Origin of the sequence: Williamsoniiplasma somnilux (genome assembly GCF_002804005.1) — a bacterium.
GTDB lineage: Bacteria > Bacillota_I > Bacilli_A > Mycoplasmatales > Mycoplasmataceae > Williamsoniiplasma > Williamsoniiplasma somnilux.
In genome coordinates this window covers 811,643-829,058 of record NZ_CP024965.1, presented here as the reverse complement: position 1 = coordinate 829,058, position 17,416 = coordinate 811,643, and the positions used below count along the sequence as shown (strand labels likewise).

Here is a 17,416-nt window from a genome sequence, read left to right as displayed (position 1 = left end):
TAATTTGTTATGCGAGTTAATTTACACGGATTAATTCCTTGGCAGCGATGCCCAAAGACCATAAGGAGAAACTAAAAAATGATTAGAAAATACGAAGTGATGTATATTTTAGATCAAGACGTTAAAAACGCTAAAGAAATCCAAGAAAAATTACATGGAATTTTAGCTACTGGTGGAAAAATTATCGAAAGCAAAGATTGAGGTTTAATGAACTTCGCTTACGAAATTAACCACAAGAAAAAAGGATACTATACAGTTGTTATTGTTGAAACAACAACTGAAGCAATCAACGAATTTAAACGTATTACAGGAATTGACAAAAGCGTTATTCGTTCATTAGTTTTAAATACTGAAAATGTTCAAAACTATGAACAATCAACTGAACTTTCAAAAACTGATATGACTAAATTTGAAGAAGAACGTCGTGAAAGAAAAAATAACTTTAAAAAACCATTTGTAAAAAACGCAAATTTTAACAACACAACATCTTCAACAAATGAAGAAGGAAGAAAACCATTTGTGAAAAAAAATGATGCAGCAGCACCAAAAACTGTAGCACTAGCAGCAAAAGTTGAAACTGTTAATGCAGATGAATCTAAAGCTTACTTAGAAGCAGTAAAAGCTAAATATGCGGCTAAACTTGAAGAAGAAGCAGCACACGAAGCAAAAGAAAAAGCAAAACATGAAGCAGCATTAGCAGCTGCTAAAGATGAAGCAGAAAAAGAAGCTATTAAAAAAGCAAAAGCAGAAAAAGAAGCAGCTAAAGCACAAATGTCAACTGAAGAAAGAGCAAAATTAGATGGATCTGATTCAATCGAAGAAGCTCGTTCAGAATTACAAAAACACGCTAACGCATTACGTTCATTAGTACCAGCTGAAGAGAAAAAAATTCACGCAGCTAACTTACGTGATATGACTAAAAAAGAATTAATTAAATACATGAAAAAAGTTCATGATGTTTTAGAAAAATAATTAGCATCAAAAAATATATGGAGGTAGAGCATGAATCAAGTTTCGCTAATAGGTAGAATAACAAGAGATTTAGAATTAAGAGATTCGTCAAATGGTTCAAAATTTGTTGGATTCACACTTGCAGTTTCTGAATATAGAAACGGTAACGAATTTACAAACTTTATTCCTTGTGTTGCGTGAGAAAAAAACGCAGAAAACATGGTTAAGTTTGTCAAGAAAGGTGCTCAAGTTGGAGTAACAGGAAGAATTTCAGTAAGATCAAACAATGTTAATGGTAAATATGAAACCATTGTTAACGTTAATGCTGACCGTGTAGAGTTCCTAGATTCCAAAACAAGTGGTTCAAATCAAACTGAATCATTTACTCGAGACAACTCAAATTATGATATGGATCAAATTAATGCATTTGAACCACAACATAAAGAAATGCCTCAACCTGCATCAAAACAAGAAGAAGAAATTATCATTAGTGATGATTCAATTCTATGAGATTAAAATAGGAGGCAAAAAACATGATTAAAAAATTTGTTAGAAAAAGAAAAAAAGTTAACTTTTTTGCAAAAAACAACATTAAATATATCGATTATAAAGATGTCGAAATGTTAAAAAAATTCATTTCAGGTAATGGACAAATCTTACCAAGAAGAGTTACAGGTACATCTCCAAAAGACCAAAGAAGTTTAGCATTAGCTATTAAGCGTTCTCGTCAAATGGGATTATTACCATTCGTAGTTGAATAAAAAATTAAGCAGAACTTTCGAGTTCTGTTTTTTTGTGAGAAAATATAGTTGTAAAGGAGTGCTTAGATTATGAAAGTTATATTTTTAGAAGACGTTAAGGGTCAAGGCAAAAAAGATGAAATTAAAGAAGTATCTGATGGCTATGCAAGAAATTTCTTGTTACCAAAAGGATTGGTTAAACCCGCAACTGTTAATAGTGTCAAAACACTAAAAAATAAAATTCAAACTAATCAAGAAGAAACAGCACTATTGAAAGGGGAAACTCATTTGCTAAAAGCAGCAATTGAAAATATTACTTTAGGTTTTAAATTGCAAGTTTCTGAAGGAAAAGCTTTTGGAACAATTACTGATGCAGCAATTGTTGAAAAAATGAAAGCTGAACATAAAATAGAGTTAGATAAACGCAAAATTAAGGCACATAAAGCCCTTAATTCGCTGGGAGTCTTTTACTTAGATGTAAAATTAGATTTTGGTGTGGAGTCGCGCTTGCGGGTGAATATTCAAGCAGCGTAATTAGTTAATTTAAATAAAAAGCACTTTTAAAAGTGCTTTTTATTTTTAAGAGATAAAACAATTAAAAAGTTTATGAGTTAAAATATACAAAGTATTAGGAGCAAAAATTATGGATTTACAAAACTTAGAATTAGATCATCAAAATTTAATAACAACTGAGAAAATGGTATTGGCAATTGCTATCCATTCACCTAAAGCTTTACCAGACATTTTAATGCGCTTAACTAGCAATGATTTTTTAATAGCCCCACATAAAATTATTTTTGCGGCTATTTCACAATTGCAAAGTGAATCTAAACCAATTACTTCAATTACTATTGCAGATGAGTTAACAAACAACAAACAATTAACCCAAGCAGGAAACATTGAATATATTGCTGAAATTTCAGGAGCTTTTTATACTGATGTTGCTATTGATGAATATATTGATATTGTCTACAAAGCTAGCATGGGAAGAAAATTTGATCAAACTTTAATTGATATCCAAAGTTCACGTAAAAAAGATGCTAATTTAAGTAACGTTTTAACTTTAGCTCAACAAGAGATTTTAAACATTGATTTAGAAACTAAAAAAAGTGACGTTCAATCAATTGGGGGTTCAATGACTGCCTTAATTGAAAAAATTCATGATTTAGAACAAAGAGAAGATTCACTAACTGGAGTTACTACTGGTTATAGTAAATTAGATAAAATTACAGCCGGATTACAAGCGGGTGACTTCATTATTTTAGCCGCTCGTCCTTCAATGGGTAAAACCGCGTTTGCTTTGAATATTGCGCAAAATGCTGCGATTAATAATCGTCAAAAAAATTCTGTAGCAATTTTTTCAATTGAAATGCCAAGAGAACAATTAACACAACGTATGTTGTCAACTTTAACTGTTATTGATTCTAATAAATTAAGAACTGGAAAAGGGTTAACTGCTGAGGAATGAAATGCTATTCATAAAGCTAATGACCGTTTACAAGCTACCAAAATTTTTATCGATGATACTCCGGGGATTACTGTTCAACAAATTCAATCAAAACTTTACAAATTAAAAAGAGATGAAGGTATTACTCTTTGTGTTATTGATTATTTACAATTAATATCTAGTCCAGGAAATGGTGCTGATCGCCAAAATGAAATTTCAACTATTTCTCGACAATTAAAACGCATTGCTCGTGATACTGGAATTCCGATTATCTGTTTATCACAACTTTCAAGATCGGTAGAAAAACGTGAAGATAAAAAACCAATAATGTCAGATTTACGTGATTCTGGAGCAATTGAACAAGATGCAGATATTATTATGTTTTTATATCGTGATGAATATTACAAAAATAGTACAACTGATGACCGTGATTTAAATCCGATTCAAGAAACAAATTTAATAATTGCAAAACATCGTAATGGTTCAACTGGAATCATTAATTTACAGTTTAATTTAAAGTATGGAAAATTTTTAGATAGTATCAAATAGGCATTTTTTTATGTATAATTTGTTTTATATGTGCAGAAATAAATATATTTTTTAGGAGGCAACAATGAAGAAAATTTTAACTTCAGCAATGGCGATTGCAATCACCGGAACTTCAGCAATGGTTGTTGTTTCTTGTACTACACCCAAAAGACAAATTCCTTATACTTTAAATGGTAATTTAGCTATTAAAGATTACAGTAATGATGAAAATAAAATTGCAATTAATGGTGGTGAAAACTCAGCTTACAAAGGTAGGGTTCCGTTTACATTTTTAATTAATAAATTGACTAATGTGATTTCTCAAACTTCATACATGTACCCAACTATTAGTAGTTATGAAAAAGCACAAAAATCTTTTGTTGGCGCCGATCAAGGAGAAGATAAATTAACAATTGATGGTCTTTGAACTGGAGACTCAGAAGGCGAAGTTGATTTTTACAATAAATACAAAAATAAAGAAACTAAAATTGCAACTCTTGAAGGTTTGTACAGATATGCTAAAGCAACAAAAGACACAAGTATTATGAATCCTGATGATGTAGATGTAAAAGAATTTTACAATGGATATTTAGGATTAGACGGAAGTGCATATGATTCTTCATTTGTTGATATTCAAATTGATTCGTCAGCAGAAACCAAACAATCATATGAAACCCCAACTATTTTAGGAATTACTGCTAAAAAAGAAGAGGATAAAGAAACTAGTGAATTAATCTTTGATAAAGATACTGCAATCAAAAATTTTACCGAAATTAACACAAATGTTGAAGATGACTTGTCAAAAAACAAAATTGGTAATCAAAATGCCAACCCTTTTAATATTTTAACTTTAGGAACTGAAGCTCCCGCATTAGTTCAAACAATTGAAAAAGTTGAAACAAAAGATAATTACCTAGACGCTAATCGAATTACTGATAAATGAGATTTTCAATACAAAGAGACAACTAAAGATGAAAAAACAACCACATCATTTATTAGTACTCTTTCAAAATTAGTGCCAGTAGCACCTTTAAATTTAACATATACATATGACACTAATGTTAGAAATGCTAATTCAACTAAATTTACCATTGATATGACAGTTGATGGTTTAACAGCCGTTTATTCTCCGGTATTATTAAATGCGAATCGTAAAGATGAAAACGGAAAACCTGTTGGTGATTATAAAGCCTTTGCTGTTTGAGTTTTGAATGGTTACCAATTTAATACCAAATATGATACAGCAAATATTTCTGATGCTAACAAAAGCAGAGCTACTTATGGTTATTTCTCAAACATTAATATTTCAAATTTATCAATTAAAAAAGTAATATCAGAAACAAATAATTAAAAAAAATTCAACTCTATGTTGAATTTTTTTTATAACTTTTTAGCATATTTAGTTCATTTACGACCACGTCAACGAATTACATAAATTGTTGCTCTACCAATTGGATCTAGTAAAATTCCTAATCAAATATAAATCAAACCTAAACCAGTAGCTCCAGTAAAGGTGTATTCAATAATTAATGGAATCATAACCATTCCGATTGTCATTGTAAAGATTGACACAATCAATGGCGTTCATAAATCACCAACAGCTCATAACGCTCTTAAAAGAGTTAGGTTAACGGTGTCGAAGAGAGTTTTAATGTTGGCAATAGCAAATATTATAATTCCAAACTTAATAACAATTTGTGTATCAGCATTAAATACCCAAACTAAAAGTGGATAAACAGCACTAAAAGTTAGTGTTGATAAAATTAATTGGGCATAAACAGAGATTTTTCAACAATTCATTCCTTGATGATAAGCATCATCAACTGAGCCTCTACCAATTTCTCGGGCAACTAAGATTGAAGTTACAGTTGAAATTGCTTGTAAGAAAGTTCCTGAAAATTGGTTAATAGTATTAATGTATACATTTAGATTAATATATTTGTCAATATCCTCACCGTTCGGAGTTCCTAATCCAGCAACTGCTGAACGGGACATAAAATTACATACATTTCATAAACCCATTTCCAAAGTAATTGGTAAACCAATTCTGATTGTTTCAATAGCAAATTTTCTATCAAAACGTTTTTTATTTCTATAATCAATATAATGCATATTAATTATAATCATGTAAATCATTTGAAAGAGTACAGACAAAGGTATTCCTAATGCTGCTCACAAAGGATTAGCACCTTTAATTCCGAACAAAATTAATGAAACAACTCCTAAATCGATAAAATTAGAAAGAATTGCCCCAATTGCTACGTGACGTTGTTTCTTCAAAACTTGTAATCCAGCAATATAAACTTGAGCAATACTCATAAATAATAATTGAATTGTGAGAATGCGAATATAGTCACTTACAAAATCCATTTCCTTAATATTAGTTCCAGTAATTAAGTTATCACTAGTTCCTTGCATTTGAGCTAGTTGGGGAGCAAAGATATTCACAAGAAGCACTACAAAACCAGTAATTAAAAAATTCACAACAATTCCGGTTGTAATAATAGTTGCTAATTCTTCTTTACGATTTTGACCAATTAAATTACCACCAACTACCAAAGTTCCTGATGCTACTAAACTTGGAATGAATTGCAAACTCATAAAAACAATCATGGCTTTATTGTTTGCGGCCGCAAAATGACTGCCATCATAATTGGCAAATAAAATAATATTAATTTAGGAAATAAACATTGCTAAAAATAACTGAAAAAAGATGTGGCCAGTCATTGATAATATCTCTTTAGAATTGTTTGGTTTCAAATTCATTAAAATTTTACTCATATCTAAACCTTTAAAAATATTTTACTTTAATTCATTAATAATCTTGACACTAATTTTCATAAAACATGCTATTCATTTTTTCATAAAATAAAACATTTAACAAACATACTAAGTTATAATATATATTAAGTTTTATTAGGTTTATGAAGGGCGGAAAATTCAATGTTTGATAACTTTGGACAATTACTTTTATCGGGTAATAATTTGGCTTATGCTTCGATTTCCCTTCTTGGGATTTGTTTGTTTGGTTTTGTAATTTTTGAATCAACAAAATATTGACATAACAAGCGAAGAAACATCCCTTATAATGGTTTGAAATTTACAACTAAAAACATTGGCTATATAGCAATGATGATCGCCGTATCTGTTTCTGTAACTGTTGTTATTTCAATTACTTTACCAGTAACGGTTTTTCCCCCAATTCGTGTCGCCTTTACTGGGATTATGATTAAAATAACTGGGTTATTTTTTGGTCCAATTGTTGGAATTATTGTTGGTTTAAGCACAGAAATGTTATGCTTAATGTTTGTGCCTTCGTATATTCATATTGCTTATTTTTTTGTTTCAATAGGATTCGGCTTTTGAGCAGGTATATCTTCTTATACCACTAAATTGAAAAATAAGAATAGATGAATTACTTTTGGATTAATTAATGCTTATACAATTGGTTTTACAATTATGATGTATTTCATTACTTCTAGTCTTGGAGAAGCATCAGCCATTTTCGGAATCCAAATAGCAGCAGATATTTTACCGTTGGTTTTTGTAATTTTTATGGCCGTAACTTTAGTTATTATTTGAGTTTTAACTTTTACATTAGAAATTTTGAAAAAGACTAAATGATTAGAATATGTTTTGCCAGTTATTTTGTTATGTATAATCACTGAAACTTTATGTACTTTACTAATAGCATCGTGAGGAGACTCTGGATTTTTAGGTTTACCTGCCAATAGTAATGGATACATGTCAATGGTAGTTACTAGATTATTAATGGTTCCCGTTAAAATTATTTTTAATACAACAGTTTTAACAACAGTAACTGTTGTTTTAAGACCATTAGTTAAACAAAATTAATTAAAAGAGTTTACACATGGAAATACAAAACCCTCAATGAAAAGAATTTTTTCAACAAGAAAGAACTAAGTCGTATTGAACAGACTTAGAATTTTTTGTTGAAAAAGAGTATCAACAAAAAGAAATTTTTCCTAGTCGTCAAAATCTTTTTTCGATTTTTGAAAATATTGATCCTAAAAAAATTAAAGTAGTTATTATTGGTCAAGATCCTTATCACGGTTTTAATCAAGCAAACGGCATAGCTTTTAGTGCGACTAATAATGTTAAAACGCCAAGGAGTTTATTAAATATTTTTAAGGAATTGAAATCAGATTTAGGCATTGATCATTTTAATAATAATGATTTATCAGGATGAGTAAGCCAAGGAGTTTTTTTGTGTAATACTATTTTAACTGTCGAAAGTTCAAAACCGCTATCGCATGCTAATTGTGGTTGAGAATTATTTACCAAAAATTGCTTTGAATATTTAAATCAAGTTAATTCTCAAATTGTTTATTTGTTGTTGGGAAATAAAGCAAAACAAGTTTATGAAAGTTTGTCTATTAAATCAAAAGCAAAAACCATAATTGTTGGTCATCCATCACCTTTTAGTTTTGAAAAGTTTTTCAAAGATACAAAACCTTTTTCTAAATTAAACAAACAACTTGTAAAATTAAATATAGAACCAATTGATTGATCAAAATAGAAGAGGTAGTTATGAAACTTTATAATTCACTAACAAGAACTGCTGAGCTTTTAGAAAAGTCAGTACTTAATATTTATAGCTGTGGGCCTACTGTTTATAATTACATTCATATTGGTAATGCTCGACCATCTATTTTGATGGATGTGTTAATACGTTTTTTAGAAACGCAAAATATTGAAATTAACTTTTTGCAAAATATCACAGACATTGACGATAAAATAATCAATAAAGCTATTGAGCAAAATCAGTCTGAAGAAATTGTTTCTAAACAATTTACAGAAGCTTATTTGAATGACCTAAAATCTTTAAATGTTAAATTACCAAATAAAATTACGCCTATTAGTGAAAAAATGCCTGAAATGATCGCTTTTATACAAGCTTTAATTGATCAAGGAGACGCTTATGTTTCTGGGGGCAATGTTTATTTTAATATTAATAAGCAAAAAGCTAATTACGGTCAATTGTCAGGAAGAAAAATTGAAGAATTAATTTCAGGAGAAAGAGTTGAAATTGACTTGAATAAAAAAAATCCTCTTGATTTCACACTTTGAAAAAATACTGACATTGGTAAAAAATGAAATTCTCCATTTGGTGAAGGAAGACCAGGTTGACACACTGAATGTGCTGTTTTAATTGAAGATTATTTTAAAGGCAAAACCATTGATATTCATGCTGGAGGAATTGATTTAAAATTTCCCCATCACGAAAACGAACGTATTCAATATATTGCTAAAAATAAAATTGAACTAGCTAATCTTTGAATGCACAATGGACATTTAACTATGAGTGGTGAAAAAATGTCTAAATCACTTGGTAATGTTATTTTAGTTAAAGAATTTGTTTCTCAATATAACCCTAATCTGCTGCGTTGAATTTTTTTAACAACAAACTACAAACAACCATTAAATATTAGTGATGATTTAATTGAGCAAGCACTTAAATTTTTTGAAAAATTAAACAATTTAAGAAAAAAGGTAATTAAAGAAATTGCATTAAACAATTTTAATCTTAAAAAGATTAATTCAAAAGATAGTTTATATGTTCAAGATTTCTTCAAATTTATGAATGATGATTTAAATACTCCAAAGGTGTTGTCGTTAATAGAAGCACTAATAAAAAATATCAATAATAAAGTTGATGCAAATGATGTTGTAGATTTGTTATTTATTCTTAATACATTAGGTTTTGGTAATGTCTTTAATTTAGATATTTCAAAAGAAGAAATTGCACAAATAAAAAAATGAAAAGATTTGTTAGATGCTAATGATTTTGTTGAGGCAGATAAACTTCGAGACAAATTAAAAACGAAGGGATTAATTTAATGGAACAAAGAAATTTAATTTATGGTAAACATGCAGTTGAGGAATTTATCAAAAAACATCCCAACATGATTAAAAAAATTTGAGTTAAAAATTTTGAACTTTTAGATAAATACAAAGTAATTAATGAATTAGCAATAGAAGTAATAAAAAGTACTGATGAAAAAATGGAAAAACTATTTCTTGATTATGTAAATCATCAAGGTATTGTAGCAGAAGTTAAAGAATTTAATTACACGCCATTTAAAGATTTGATTGAAAATTTACAAACAAAAAACTCGGCTTTAATTTTAATGTTGGATCAAATTCATGACCCTCATAACTTTGGGGCAATTATTAGAAGTGCTAGCTTACTTGGCGTTGATGGTATTGTTATTTTAGACCGTAAACAGGTACTGGTTAATGCAACGGTTGTTAAAACATCAGTTGGGACTGTTTATGATTTAATTATTTCTAAAGTTTCAAATCTGTCTAATGCAATTAAAGAATTGCAAGAAGCTGGTTTTTGAGTTTACTCTTCAAATTTAAACAAGGATGCCGTAGATATGAGAAAAGTTGATTTTGCAAACAAAACTGTGTTAATTGTTGGCAATGAGCAAAAAGGTGTTTCTGAATTAATTACTAAAAATAGTGATATGAACGTTTATATTCCCTCAACTCAAAATATTGATTCTTTTAATGTTTCTGTTGCTTCAGCGTTATTATTATTTGAAGTTGCAAATAAAATTAAAAAATTTTAAATTAATGATAATCTTTTTTCTTTACGAAAAAAGATTATTTTTTTAAACATTAAAATTAATCATTTTTTATTTTTTAATATTGACAAAAAAGTTCGTAGAGTTGTAAACCATAACTGGAGGGGCTTATTTTTTAATGTTTAATAACTTAATTACAGAAAATACTAATCGAATAATTTGAAATAGTGATTTTATTAATTTTGAAAGCGCTAAACGATACCAATTATTTAAAGCATTAGAATCAGCAATAAATTTTGCAATAAATAAAGCCTTTATAAAGTTTCCGTTTATTCCTTTAGAAAGGAAAGATTTTGATACAATAGCTTGATTTGGTTTTGAAGAAGCGTTCCGGAAATATGATCCTAATAAAACTAAAAAGACATTCACTTTTTTTGTTATGGATAATGTTTACTGAAAATGTTTAGATTATGCTTGCGCGCACATTAACAATAAACACAAAATTCTTAACAAATCTTTAAATAACGAATGAATGTTAAATAACAGTTTTAGTATAGAAGATTGTGAAATTTCTATTGCGACAAAAATTGCTTTAGAAGATTATTTTACTGATCCATCTATTCACCCTTGTGCTGAAACTATTTTTTACAAACATGTTGAAAAGATACCCTTGACCAAAATTGCTTTAAGTTGTAATTTAACACGTAATTTAACAAGCAAAATTCTCACTAAAACATTATTTGATTTAAGTATCTTACTTGCTTAATAAGTGTAATTTTTGGTAATATATATACATTGAAGGAGAATAAATTCTATGGGAACAAATAACAGAAAAGTAATTTTAGTTTGTGAAGAATGTTTGAATAGAAATTATTCTCTAACAAAATCAACTCTAACTCAAAAAGAAAGACTCGAGATTAAAAAATTCTGCCCAACTTGCAATAGCCACAAATTACATAAAGAAACAAGATAGTAATTATGAAAAATAAGAACGATAGTAAAGCTAAGGCTAATAAGGCTAAATTAGAAAAAATCGAAGCTAGGCAAAAAGCAAAAGAGGCAAAAGCGGCGTATAAACTTCAAAAATCTTCTTTGAAAAAAAACAAGAACCAAAATATTGTTAATTCCTATGATGATGAAGGTATTATTAATAAAGTTCAAATTGATTCTAAAGAGATAAAAAGAAAAACTAAAAAAAGTATCAGAGTAAAAAAAATTAAGGAAGCCAAAGACAAAATTGATTGAAAATTATCTTTTAAAGAATTTCCAGTAAAAATGGTTAAGGAAGTTAATAAAATTAAATGATCAAGCAGAATTAACTTATCAAAAAAATATATAACTGTTTTAATTTTTATGGCAGTGTTTGCACTTGTATTTTATTTTGTTGATTGAGGACTACAAGAACTATTCGCTTTAATAAAAGTAGTTTAGAATGTTTTTAGAGTGTAAGAGGAGTAAAGAATGTCACACAAAAATTTAGAAGAAGAAATAATTTCAGCAAAAGGGCAATGATTTGCAATTAACTGTCAAACAGGTCACGAAGAAAAAGTGATGGCAGATTTAATCCAAAAAATTAAAACATCGAATTTAGAATCAGAAGTTTACGATGTGAGAATTTCAAAATTTTCAACTTTAACACCAAAAGGTAAGGAGACAGAAAAAAATAAATTTCCGGGCTATATTTTTATTAATATGATCATGAGCGAAAGAGCTTGATTTATAGTAAGAAACACACCTGGTGTTACGGGATTTATTGGTTCTTCAGGAAGAGGGGCTAAACCCTTTCCACTAACAATTGATGAAGTAATTAGAATGTTAACTCCAGAACCAGTTGTTGCTAAAATTGAAGAAGAAGCACCTATTATTAAAAGAGAAAAAGGAGTTGCAGTAGCCAAAAAAGAATTAAAAACCGCACCATTTGCTGAGGGTGATATTGTTTTAATTAAAGAAGGACCATATGCAAACGAAGAAGGTCCAGTTATTTCAATGGACTATTCTAAAGGTGTGGCAATTATTTCAATCGAAATGTTTGGAAGATACACACCTGCTGAAGTGGCTTTCGAAAATATTGCATCACTTAAAGAAAAATAGTTTTTAATAAAACAAAACTTAATATTTTTTTAAAATAAACACTTTAAAAAGGTGTTTATTTTCATTTTTTCACATGGTATTATTATTAAGTCAGATTTTTTATGTGGAAGTTTAGTTTTTAAGACTATTCGTTAGGACCACAGCGAATTATTTGAACACACTAAGAAATAGGAGAGTGTTTACCGTGGCAAAAAGAATCACACGTATTGCAAAATTAGAATTCATGGCAATGCAAGCAAAACCTGGTGCAGAATTAGCTTCATTAGGAATTAACATGCCTGAATTTACCAAACAATTCAACGAAGCAACTAAAGAAAGAGCAGGAGACGTTGTTCCTGTTATTATTACTGCTTATGATGATAAATCATTTGATTTTGAATTGAAAACAACCCCAGCAGCTGTTTTATTAAAAAGAGCTGCAAAAATTGAAAAAGGTGCTCGTAACTCAGGAAAAGAAATTGTTGCAACTATTTCAGTTGATGAAATTAGAAAAATTGCTGAATATAAATTAGTAGATTTAAATGCTAACGATATTGAATCGGCGATGAAAATTATTGCAGGAACTGCCAAAAATATGGGAATCAAAGTCGATGGGATGGGAGAAATTAAATAATGGCTAAAGTAACTAAAAAATACAAAGAAGCTTCAGCCAAAGTTGAAAAACATAAAGTTTATGAAGTTAAAGAAGCTTTAAAATTAGCTAAAGAAACTTCAACAACTAAATTCGATTCAACTGTTGAAATTGCCTTTAATTTAAATATTGACCCAAGAAAAGCAGATCAACAAATTCGTGGAGCTATCGTTTTACCTTCAGGAACAGGAAAAACTCAAAAAGTTTTAGTTTTAACTAATACTAAAGTTAAAGAAGCTCAAGATGCAAAAGCTGATTTTGTTGGTGGAGAAGAATTAATTACTAAAATTCAAAAAGAAAACTGATTTGATTTTGATGTAATTATTGCAACTCCTGAAATGATGGCAAAATTAGGAACAATTGGAAAAGTTTTAGGACCAAAAGGTTTAATGCCTAACCCTAAAACCGGAACTGTTACTCTTGATGTAGCAAAAGCAATTGATGATGTTAAAAAAGGGAAAATTGAATTCCGTGCTGATAAAGAAGGAAATGTTCATGCTATTCTTGGTAAAGCATCATTTACTGTTGAAGCTCTTGAAGCTAATTTTAATGCAATTGCAAATGAAATTAAAAAAGCTAGACCTCAAACTGTTAAAGGTGATTACGTAATTAATGTAACCATTTCAACAACGATGGGTCCCGGAATTAAAGTTTCCTTGTAAAAGCTTAAAAAATCAAAGTCAAACTTTGATTTTTTTATTTTAATATAAATAATTATCTAAATATTGAGGCAAACAAATTTATAAAAATAATAAGAATAATTATTCTGCAATTATTTTATGATCAAAAATTCAAAATTTAACCAATGTAATTTTAAATAAATTAAAAGTATTATTTTATAGATTTTTTATTTTATGATATTAGATGTAAGGAAGTGATTTTTAATGAAAAAAACAAAAAGTGAGTTAATTAAAATATCAAATTTAAGACTTTGGGATAAAAATCCTAGATATGATGAAACAAGTAAAATAAGTTTAAATGATTTAGGCTTAAATGATTTAAAAGTTGATGAAAAAACAAATTATATTAAAAATGATATTTATGAAGAAAATTATTATACTTATTTAACAAAACTTTTAAATAATTTTGATTCAATAAAGATAACATTTGACCTAATAGAATCACTAGCTGATAAAGGTTTTAATTCTGCTTTGGATGATATTTTTGTTATAAAGCCTAAAAATTTGTATAGTAACATAGATAGTTCTAATCAAAATTTAAATATTAATGATATATTTTATGTCATAGAAGGAAATAGAAGATTGATGTGTATTGATCTTCTACAAAATAATCACAATAGCAGAAACTTGATCAAGAAAATATTGGAAGAAAAGAAAAATAGCAACAAAGACAATAAAAACAAGCATTCAATTCATCTCTTAAAAAATATTATTTTGCAATGTGAAGAATATGATTTAGACCAAAAGATAAACTCTTTTATTGAATGTAAAATTATGGATTATGAGTATTATTCATCAGAAGAAGGAAATAAGGAATTGAACCAAATTCTTAACGCAAGACATTTTGGTAATAGAAAGGGAAAATTAAATTGACCAAGAGGCTTGATTCTTAGAAAGATTTTTCAATTAATACAATATGAAGTAGAAAAAAACCCACGCATAGAAAACAAAGAATTATATAAAATACTAGAAGATTATGTGGGTAAAAAAATTTCATCATCTGATATAAATGCAGCATTATACGTAAACATGTGTATTGAACTTTGAAATAGTAACAATGATGATAAAATAGCTTGAAACAATACTGAAACAGGAGATGTTAATGAATCAAATAATTTTGTGCTTTTTGATGAAAACGGGGTTAATGTGTCTTCTGAATCAACTGTAGGCATATTTGTTTCGTCATTAGAAATTTCTAAAAACAACATTAAGTTGTTTGATGAGAATTTTAATAAAGTTACATTATCAAAACTTATAAAATTTAAATACAATATACAAAAAATTAATAATAAGAATAATGAATATATTGATGCTTTCTTTTTAAAAGATGGTGTAGAAATAAAAATTGAAAAACATATTTTGGAAAAAATACTATTAGAAATTGTTGGAGCTGTAAAAAAAGGGGATATTAATACACGCTCTTTTGCTAATGAAAATATAACAAATGCAGGAATCAACATTAGAAAGTTATTACTTCCAAACGAAATAATACCAACCTATAAAGCACTAAATTTAAATATTAATCAAATTATGGGCATATCGCCTTCTAACGTCGACAAAAATTTGTCTGCTTTGAATGAAATATCTTCTAATTTAAGAATTATATCTAAAAGATATGAAGAAAGTTTGGATTTTTTCGATAAGAGCATACGTAGGCATCAGGATAATGTATTTTTGCTAGTTTTAACATATATTTGAAAAACTGAATATGGAAGATTAATTAAATTTAAGGACACCACAAAAATTCGAGATATACCTACATTAATTTTTTCTGGATTATATAGAACAACATACGAATTTATTTTAGAAATGTTAGGGTTTTACCTTTCAATAGAATATTTAAAAAATGTATCAACAAACTCAAGTACAACAGACTCTAAAGATGCTTTGTTTAATTCAATTTGTAAAGAATCTTTCGATATCATACATATGAATTTAATTTCAAATAAATTATCTTATAAAGGTGAAAAAATATCTGATTTCTCAATCTTTTATGAAAAACAAACAGAAAATAATAAAAAATTAATTATAAATGATTATTTTGAATATTTATATTGAATTCTTGGCTTGCATGATTTTCAAAAAGAAATTAGCGACGAAATTGTTTTTTCTTTTTTTGATAAAATTTTAGTTCAAGATTTTATGAATTCTTCTTTTTATAATTATGATTCTAATCCTAAAAATTGGATTAATATTGAAAAAATAAAAGACGAAAATTTTATTGAAACATTAAAAAAAGAGTGTATTAAAAATAATTTTTTTAACAAAATAAACGATGTTAAAAAAATACCATTCATTTTCAAACTTATTGAAAATATGAATAAAGATTTAATTTCTGAACTTAACCAAAAACAATTGGTATGAAATATGGTTAATAGAATTATACATAAACCTCTTTCTTCAATTTTTACTTATAATAACAACTCCGATTTAGATCAGCTTAATATTTTTCTTTTGACTCTAATAGAAATAGAAAAAATTATTAGCGAAATATTAGATTAACATTTTTTATTGAATTTTTAACTTTTATGATCATAAAAAGCTATAATTTTATTGTATGTAAACATGAGGTAATAATATGGATTCAAATATAGTTATAAAAGAATCTTATAATTTGAATTTTAAATTAATAAAATCATTAGATTTAACTTCTGAGGTCAAAGAAAATTGAAAAAATAAAAGTCGTATGTGAGGAGATAAAACACACCGAATTTCTTCATATGTAGCTATGTTTTCTCCTGCTTTGGCGAATTATTTTATAAAAGAATATAGCGAAGAAAACGATATAATATTGGACACTTTTTCTGGCCGCGGTACAACATTGCTTCAGGCAAGATTAGATAATAGAAAAGCCTATGCAATTGATTTAAACCCTTTTGCTTATGTTTTATCAAAATCAAAATCGAGATCGTTTAAAATTCAAGATATTTTATCTAGAATAAACGAATTGGAAGAAGAATATAATAAAAGTTTTAATAATTATAAATGAAATAAGGATTTGGAAATTTATTATAGTCGACATAATTTAAAACAAATTTCTTTCATTAAAGAAAAATTGGGTTTAAAGTGGCATTCATTAAGCGAAATTGACAATTATATATTGGCAATAACACTTGGAATAATGCATGGACCAATGAGAAAAAACGGTGAAACCTTATACTTATCTTTGCATATGAGCAATCACACTTCTATGTCTAAAAACTATGTAAAAAAATATGCAAAAGAAAAAAAACTAAAAAAACCAAAGGATAATGTTTTTGAAAAAATAAAAAATCGTGCAAAATTTATTATTTTAAAATCTAAATATTCAGATAATGTCGGTATAGTTAAATACGGTAATGCATTGGAGATATATAATTATTTTCCTAATTTGAAACCAAAATTAGTTTTCACATCACCCCCGTATTTAAATATAATTAATTACACTAATCAAAATTGACTTAAAATGTGACTACTTGGATTTGATACCAAAGAAAAAAACAAATCAATAGGCTTAAACGATGATTGTAAACTGTATGAATATAAAAATTTTATGAAATCGTATTTATTGAATATTTCTAAAATATCTTCAATAAATACGACAATAATATTGGTAATAGGAGATGTTCGTAATAGCTCCTTTAAAGATATTTGAAGCGAAATTAAAGAAGGTGTACCAGAACTAGTTATTAAAGAAATATACATTGATCCAATTAAACAAACAAACAAAGCAACGAATTCAATGGGTTCTAAAGCTGGTAAAGCAACAAGAATTGATAGAATTTATGTATTTAAAAAAGTAAATTTATAGAAAT

The 17,416-nt window shown here is 27.7% G+C and carries 19 protein-coding genes; 18 read left to right on the top strand and 1 reads right to left on the bottom strand.

The genetic code is table 4. From position 1 onward, the window contains the following. Positions 1-78: 78 nt before the first annotated feature. The 6 genes from rpsF to ESOMN_RS03635 all read left to right on the top strand — a co-directional run bounded on the left by rpsF (position 79) and on the right by ESOMN_RS03635 (position 5,017). Positions 79-972, top strand: coding sequence for a 30S ribosomal protein S6 (rpsF, locus tag ESOMN_RS03660; protein WP_084027480.1), 894 nt, complete (start codon positions 79-81; stop codon positions 970-972). A gap of 30 nt (positions 973-1,002) precedes the next feature. Next, entirely contained in the window at positions 1,003-1,467 is a 465-nt protein-coding gene (locus ESOMN_RS03655) for a single-stranded DNA-binding protein (RefSeq protein ID WP_024863597.1), read from the top strand. A 17-nt stretch (positions 1,468-1,484) separates the two neighbouring features. Further along, complete coding sequence (gene rpsR, locus ESOMN_RS03650; RefSeq protein ID WP_024863596.1) at positions 1,485-1,712, top strand: 30S ribosomal protein S18; 228 nt, start codon at positions 1,485-1,487, stop codon at positions 1,710-1,712. Positions 1,713-1,781: 69 nt separating this feature from the next. Further along, complete coding sequence (rplI, locus tag ESOMN_RS03645) at positions 1,782-2,225, top strand: 50S ribosomal protein L9 (RefSeq protein ID WP_024863595.1); 444 nt, start codon at positions 1,782-1,784, stop codon at positions 2,223-2,225. 109 nt (positions 2,226-2,334) lie between these two features. After that, complete coding sequence (gene dnaB, locus ESOMN_RS03640) at positions 2,335-3,687, top strand: replicative DNA helicase (protein WP_024863594.1); 1,353 nt, start codon at positions 2,335-2,337, stop codon at positions 3,685-3,687. A 64-nt stretch (positions 3,688-3,751) separates the two neighbouring features. After that, positions 3,752-5,017, top strand: coding sequence for a hypothetical protein (locus tag ESOMN_RS03635; protein ID WP_024863593.1), 1,266 nt, complete (start codon positions 3,752-3,754; stop codon positions 5,015-5,017). 29 nt (positions 5,018-5,046) lie between these two features. On the opposite strand, the gene ESOMN_RS03630 is transcribed toward ESOMN_RS03635, so the two are convergent. Continuing rightward, positions 5,047-6,279, bottom strand: coding sequence for an MATE family efflux transporter (locus ESOMN_RS03630; protein ID WP_232673598.1), 1,233 nt, complete (start codon positions 6,277-6,279; stop codon positions 5,047-5,049). Positions 6,280-6,609: 330 nt separating this feature from the next. On the opposite strand from ESOMN_RS03630, the gene ESOMN_RS03625 reads away from it, so the two are divergent. From ESOMN_RS03625 to ESOMN_RS03570, 12 genes are all read left to right on the top strand, one after another. Beyond that, positions 6,610-7,521 carry an ECF transporter S component gene (locus ESOMN_RS03625; RefSeq protein WP_024863591.1) on the top strand — a complete coding sequence of 304 codons (912 nt, stop codon included), beginning with the start codon at positions 6,610-6,612 and terminating at the stop codon, positions 7,519-7,521. Between the two features lie 16 nt (positions 7,522-7,537). Continuing rightward, entirely contained in the window at positions 7,538-8,206 is a 669-nt protein-coding gene (locus ESOMN_RS03620; protein ID WP_034942397.1) for a uracil-DNA glycosylase, read from the top strand. A gap of 11 nt (positions 8,207-8,217) precedes the next feature. Then, entirely contained in the window at positions 8,218-9,528 is a 1,311-nt protein-coding gene (gene cysS / locus ESOMN_RS03615) for a cysteine--tRNA ligase (protein WP_024863589.1), read from the top strand. Further along, on the top strand, positions 9,528-10,265 hold the full coding sequence (gene rlmB, locus ESOMN_RS03610) for a 23S rRNA (guanosine(2251)-2'-O)-methyltransferase RlmB (RefSeq protein ID WP_024863588.1): 738 nt from the start codon (positions 9,528-9,530) through the stop codon (positions 10,263-10,265). The genes cysS and rlmB overlap by 1 nt, the downstream gene beginning before the upstream one ends. Positions 10,266-10,398: 133 nt before the next feature. After that, on the top strand, positions 10,399-10,986 hold the full coding sequence (locus ESOMN_RS03605) for a hypothetical protein (protein ID WP_024863587.1): 588 nt from the start codon (positions 10,399-10,401) through the stop codon (positions 10,984-10,986). A 48-nt stretch (positions 10,987-11,034) separates the two neighbouring features. Then, positions 11,035-11,193 carry a 50S ribosomal protein L33 gene (gene rpmG, locus ESOMN_RS03600; RefSeq protein ID WP_024863586.1) on the top strand — a complete coding sequence of 53 codons (159 nt, stop codon included), beginning with the start codon at positions 11,035-11,037 and terminating at the stop codon, positions 11,191-11,193. 5 nt (positions 11,194-11,198) lie between these two features. Then, a complete protein-coding gene (gene secE / locus ESOMN_RS03595; protein WP_051445522.1) occupies positions 11,199-11,651 on the top strand; it encodes a preprotein translocase subunit SecE in 453 nt (150 codons plus the stop codon). 30 nt (positions 11,652-11,681) lie between these two features. Further along, complete coding sequence (gene nusG / locus ESOMN_RS03590; protein ID WP_024863584.1) at positions 11,682-12,311, top strand: transcription termination/antitermination protein NusG; 630 nt, start codon at positions 11,682-11,684, stop codon at positions 12,309-12,311. Between the two features lie 184 nt (positions 12,312-12,495). Beyond that, positions 12,496-12,924, top strand: a complete 429-nt coding sequence (gene rplK, locus ESOMN_RS03585; RefSeq protein ID WP_024863583.1) for a 50S ribosomal protein L11 — start codon at positions 12,496-12,498, stop codon at positions 12,922-12,924. Then, positions 12,924-13,604 carry a 50S ribosomal protein L1 gene (gene rplA, locus ESOMN_RS03580; RefSeq protein WP_024863582.1) on the top strand — a complete coding sequence of 227 codons (681 nt, stop codon included), beginning with the start codon at positions 12,924-12,926 and terminating at the stop codon, positions 13,602-13,604. Before rplK ends, rplA begins: the two co-directional genes overlap by 1 nt. Positions 13,605-13,826: 222 nt before the next feature. Further along, the gene (locus ESOMN_RS03575) at positions 13,827-16,124 is read left to right on the top strand and encodes a hypothetical protein (protein WP_024863581.1); all 2,298 of its coding nucleotides are present in this window, start codon (positions 13,827-13,829) and stop codon (positions 16,122-16,124) included. Between the two features lie 76 nt (positions 16,125-16,200). After that, on the top strand, positions 16,201-17,412 hold the full coding sequence (locus ESOMN_RS03570; protein ID WP_024863580.1) for a DNA methyltransferase: 1,212 nt from the start codon (positions 16,201-16,203) through the stop codon (positions 17,410-17,412). Positions 17,413-17,416: the final 4 nt, after the last annotated feature.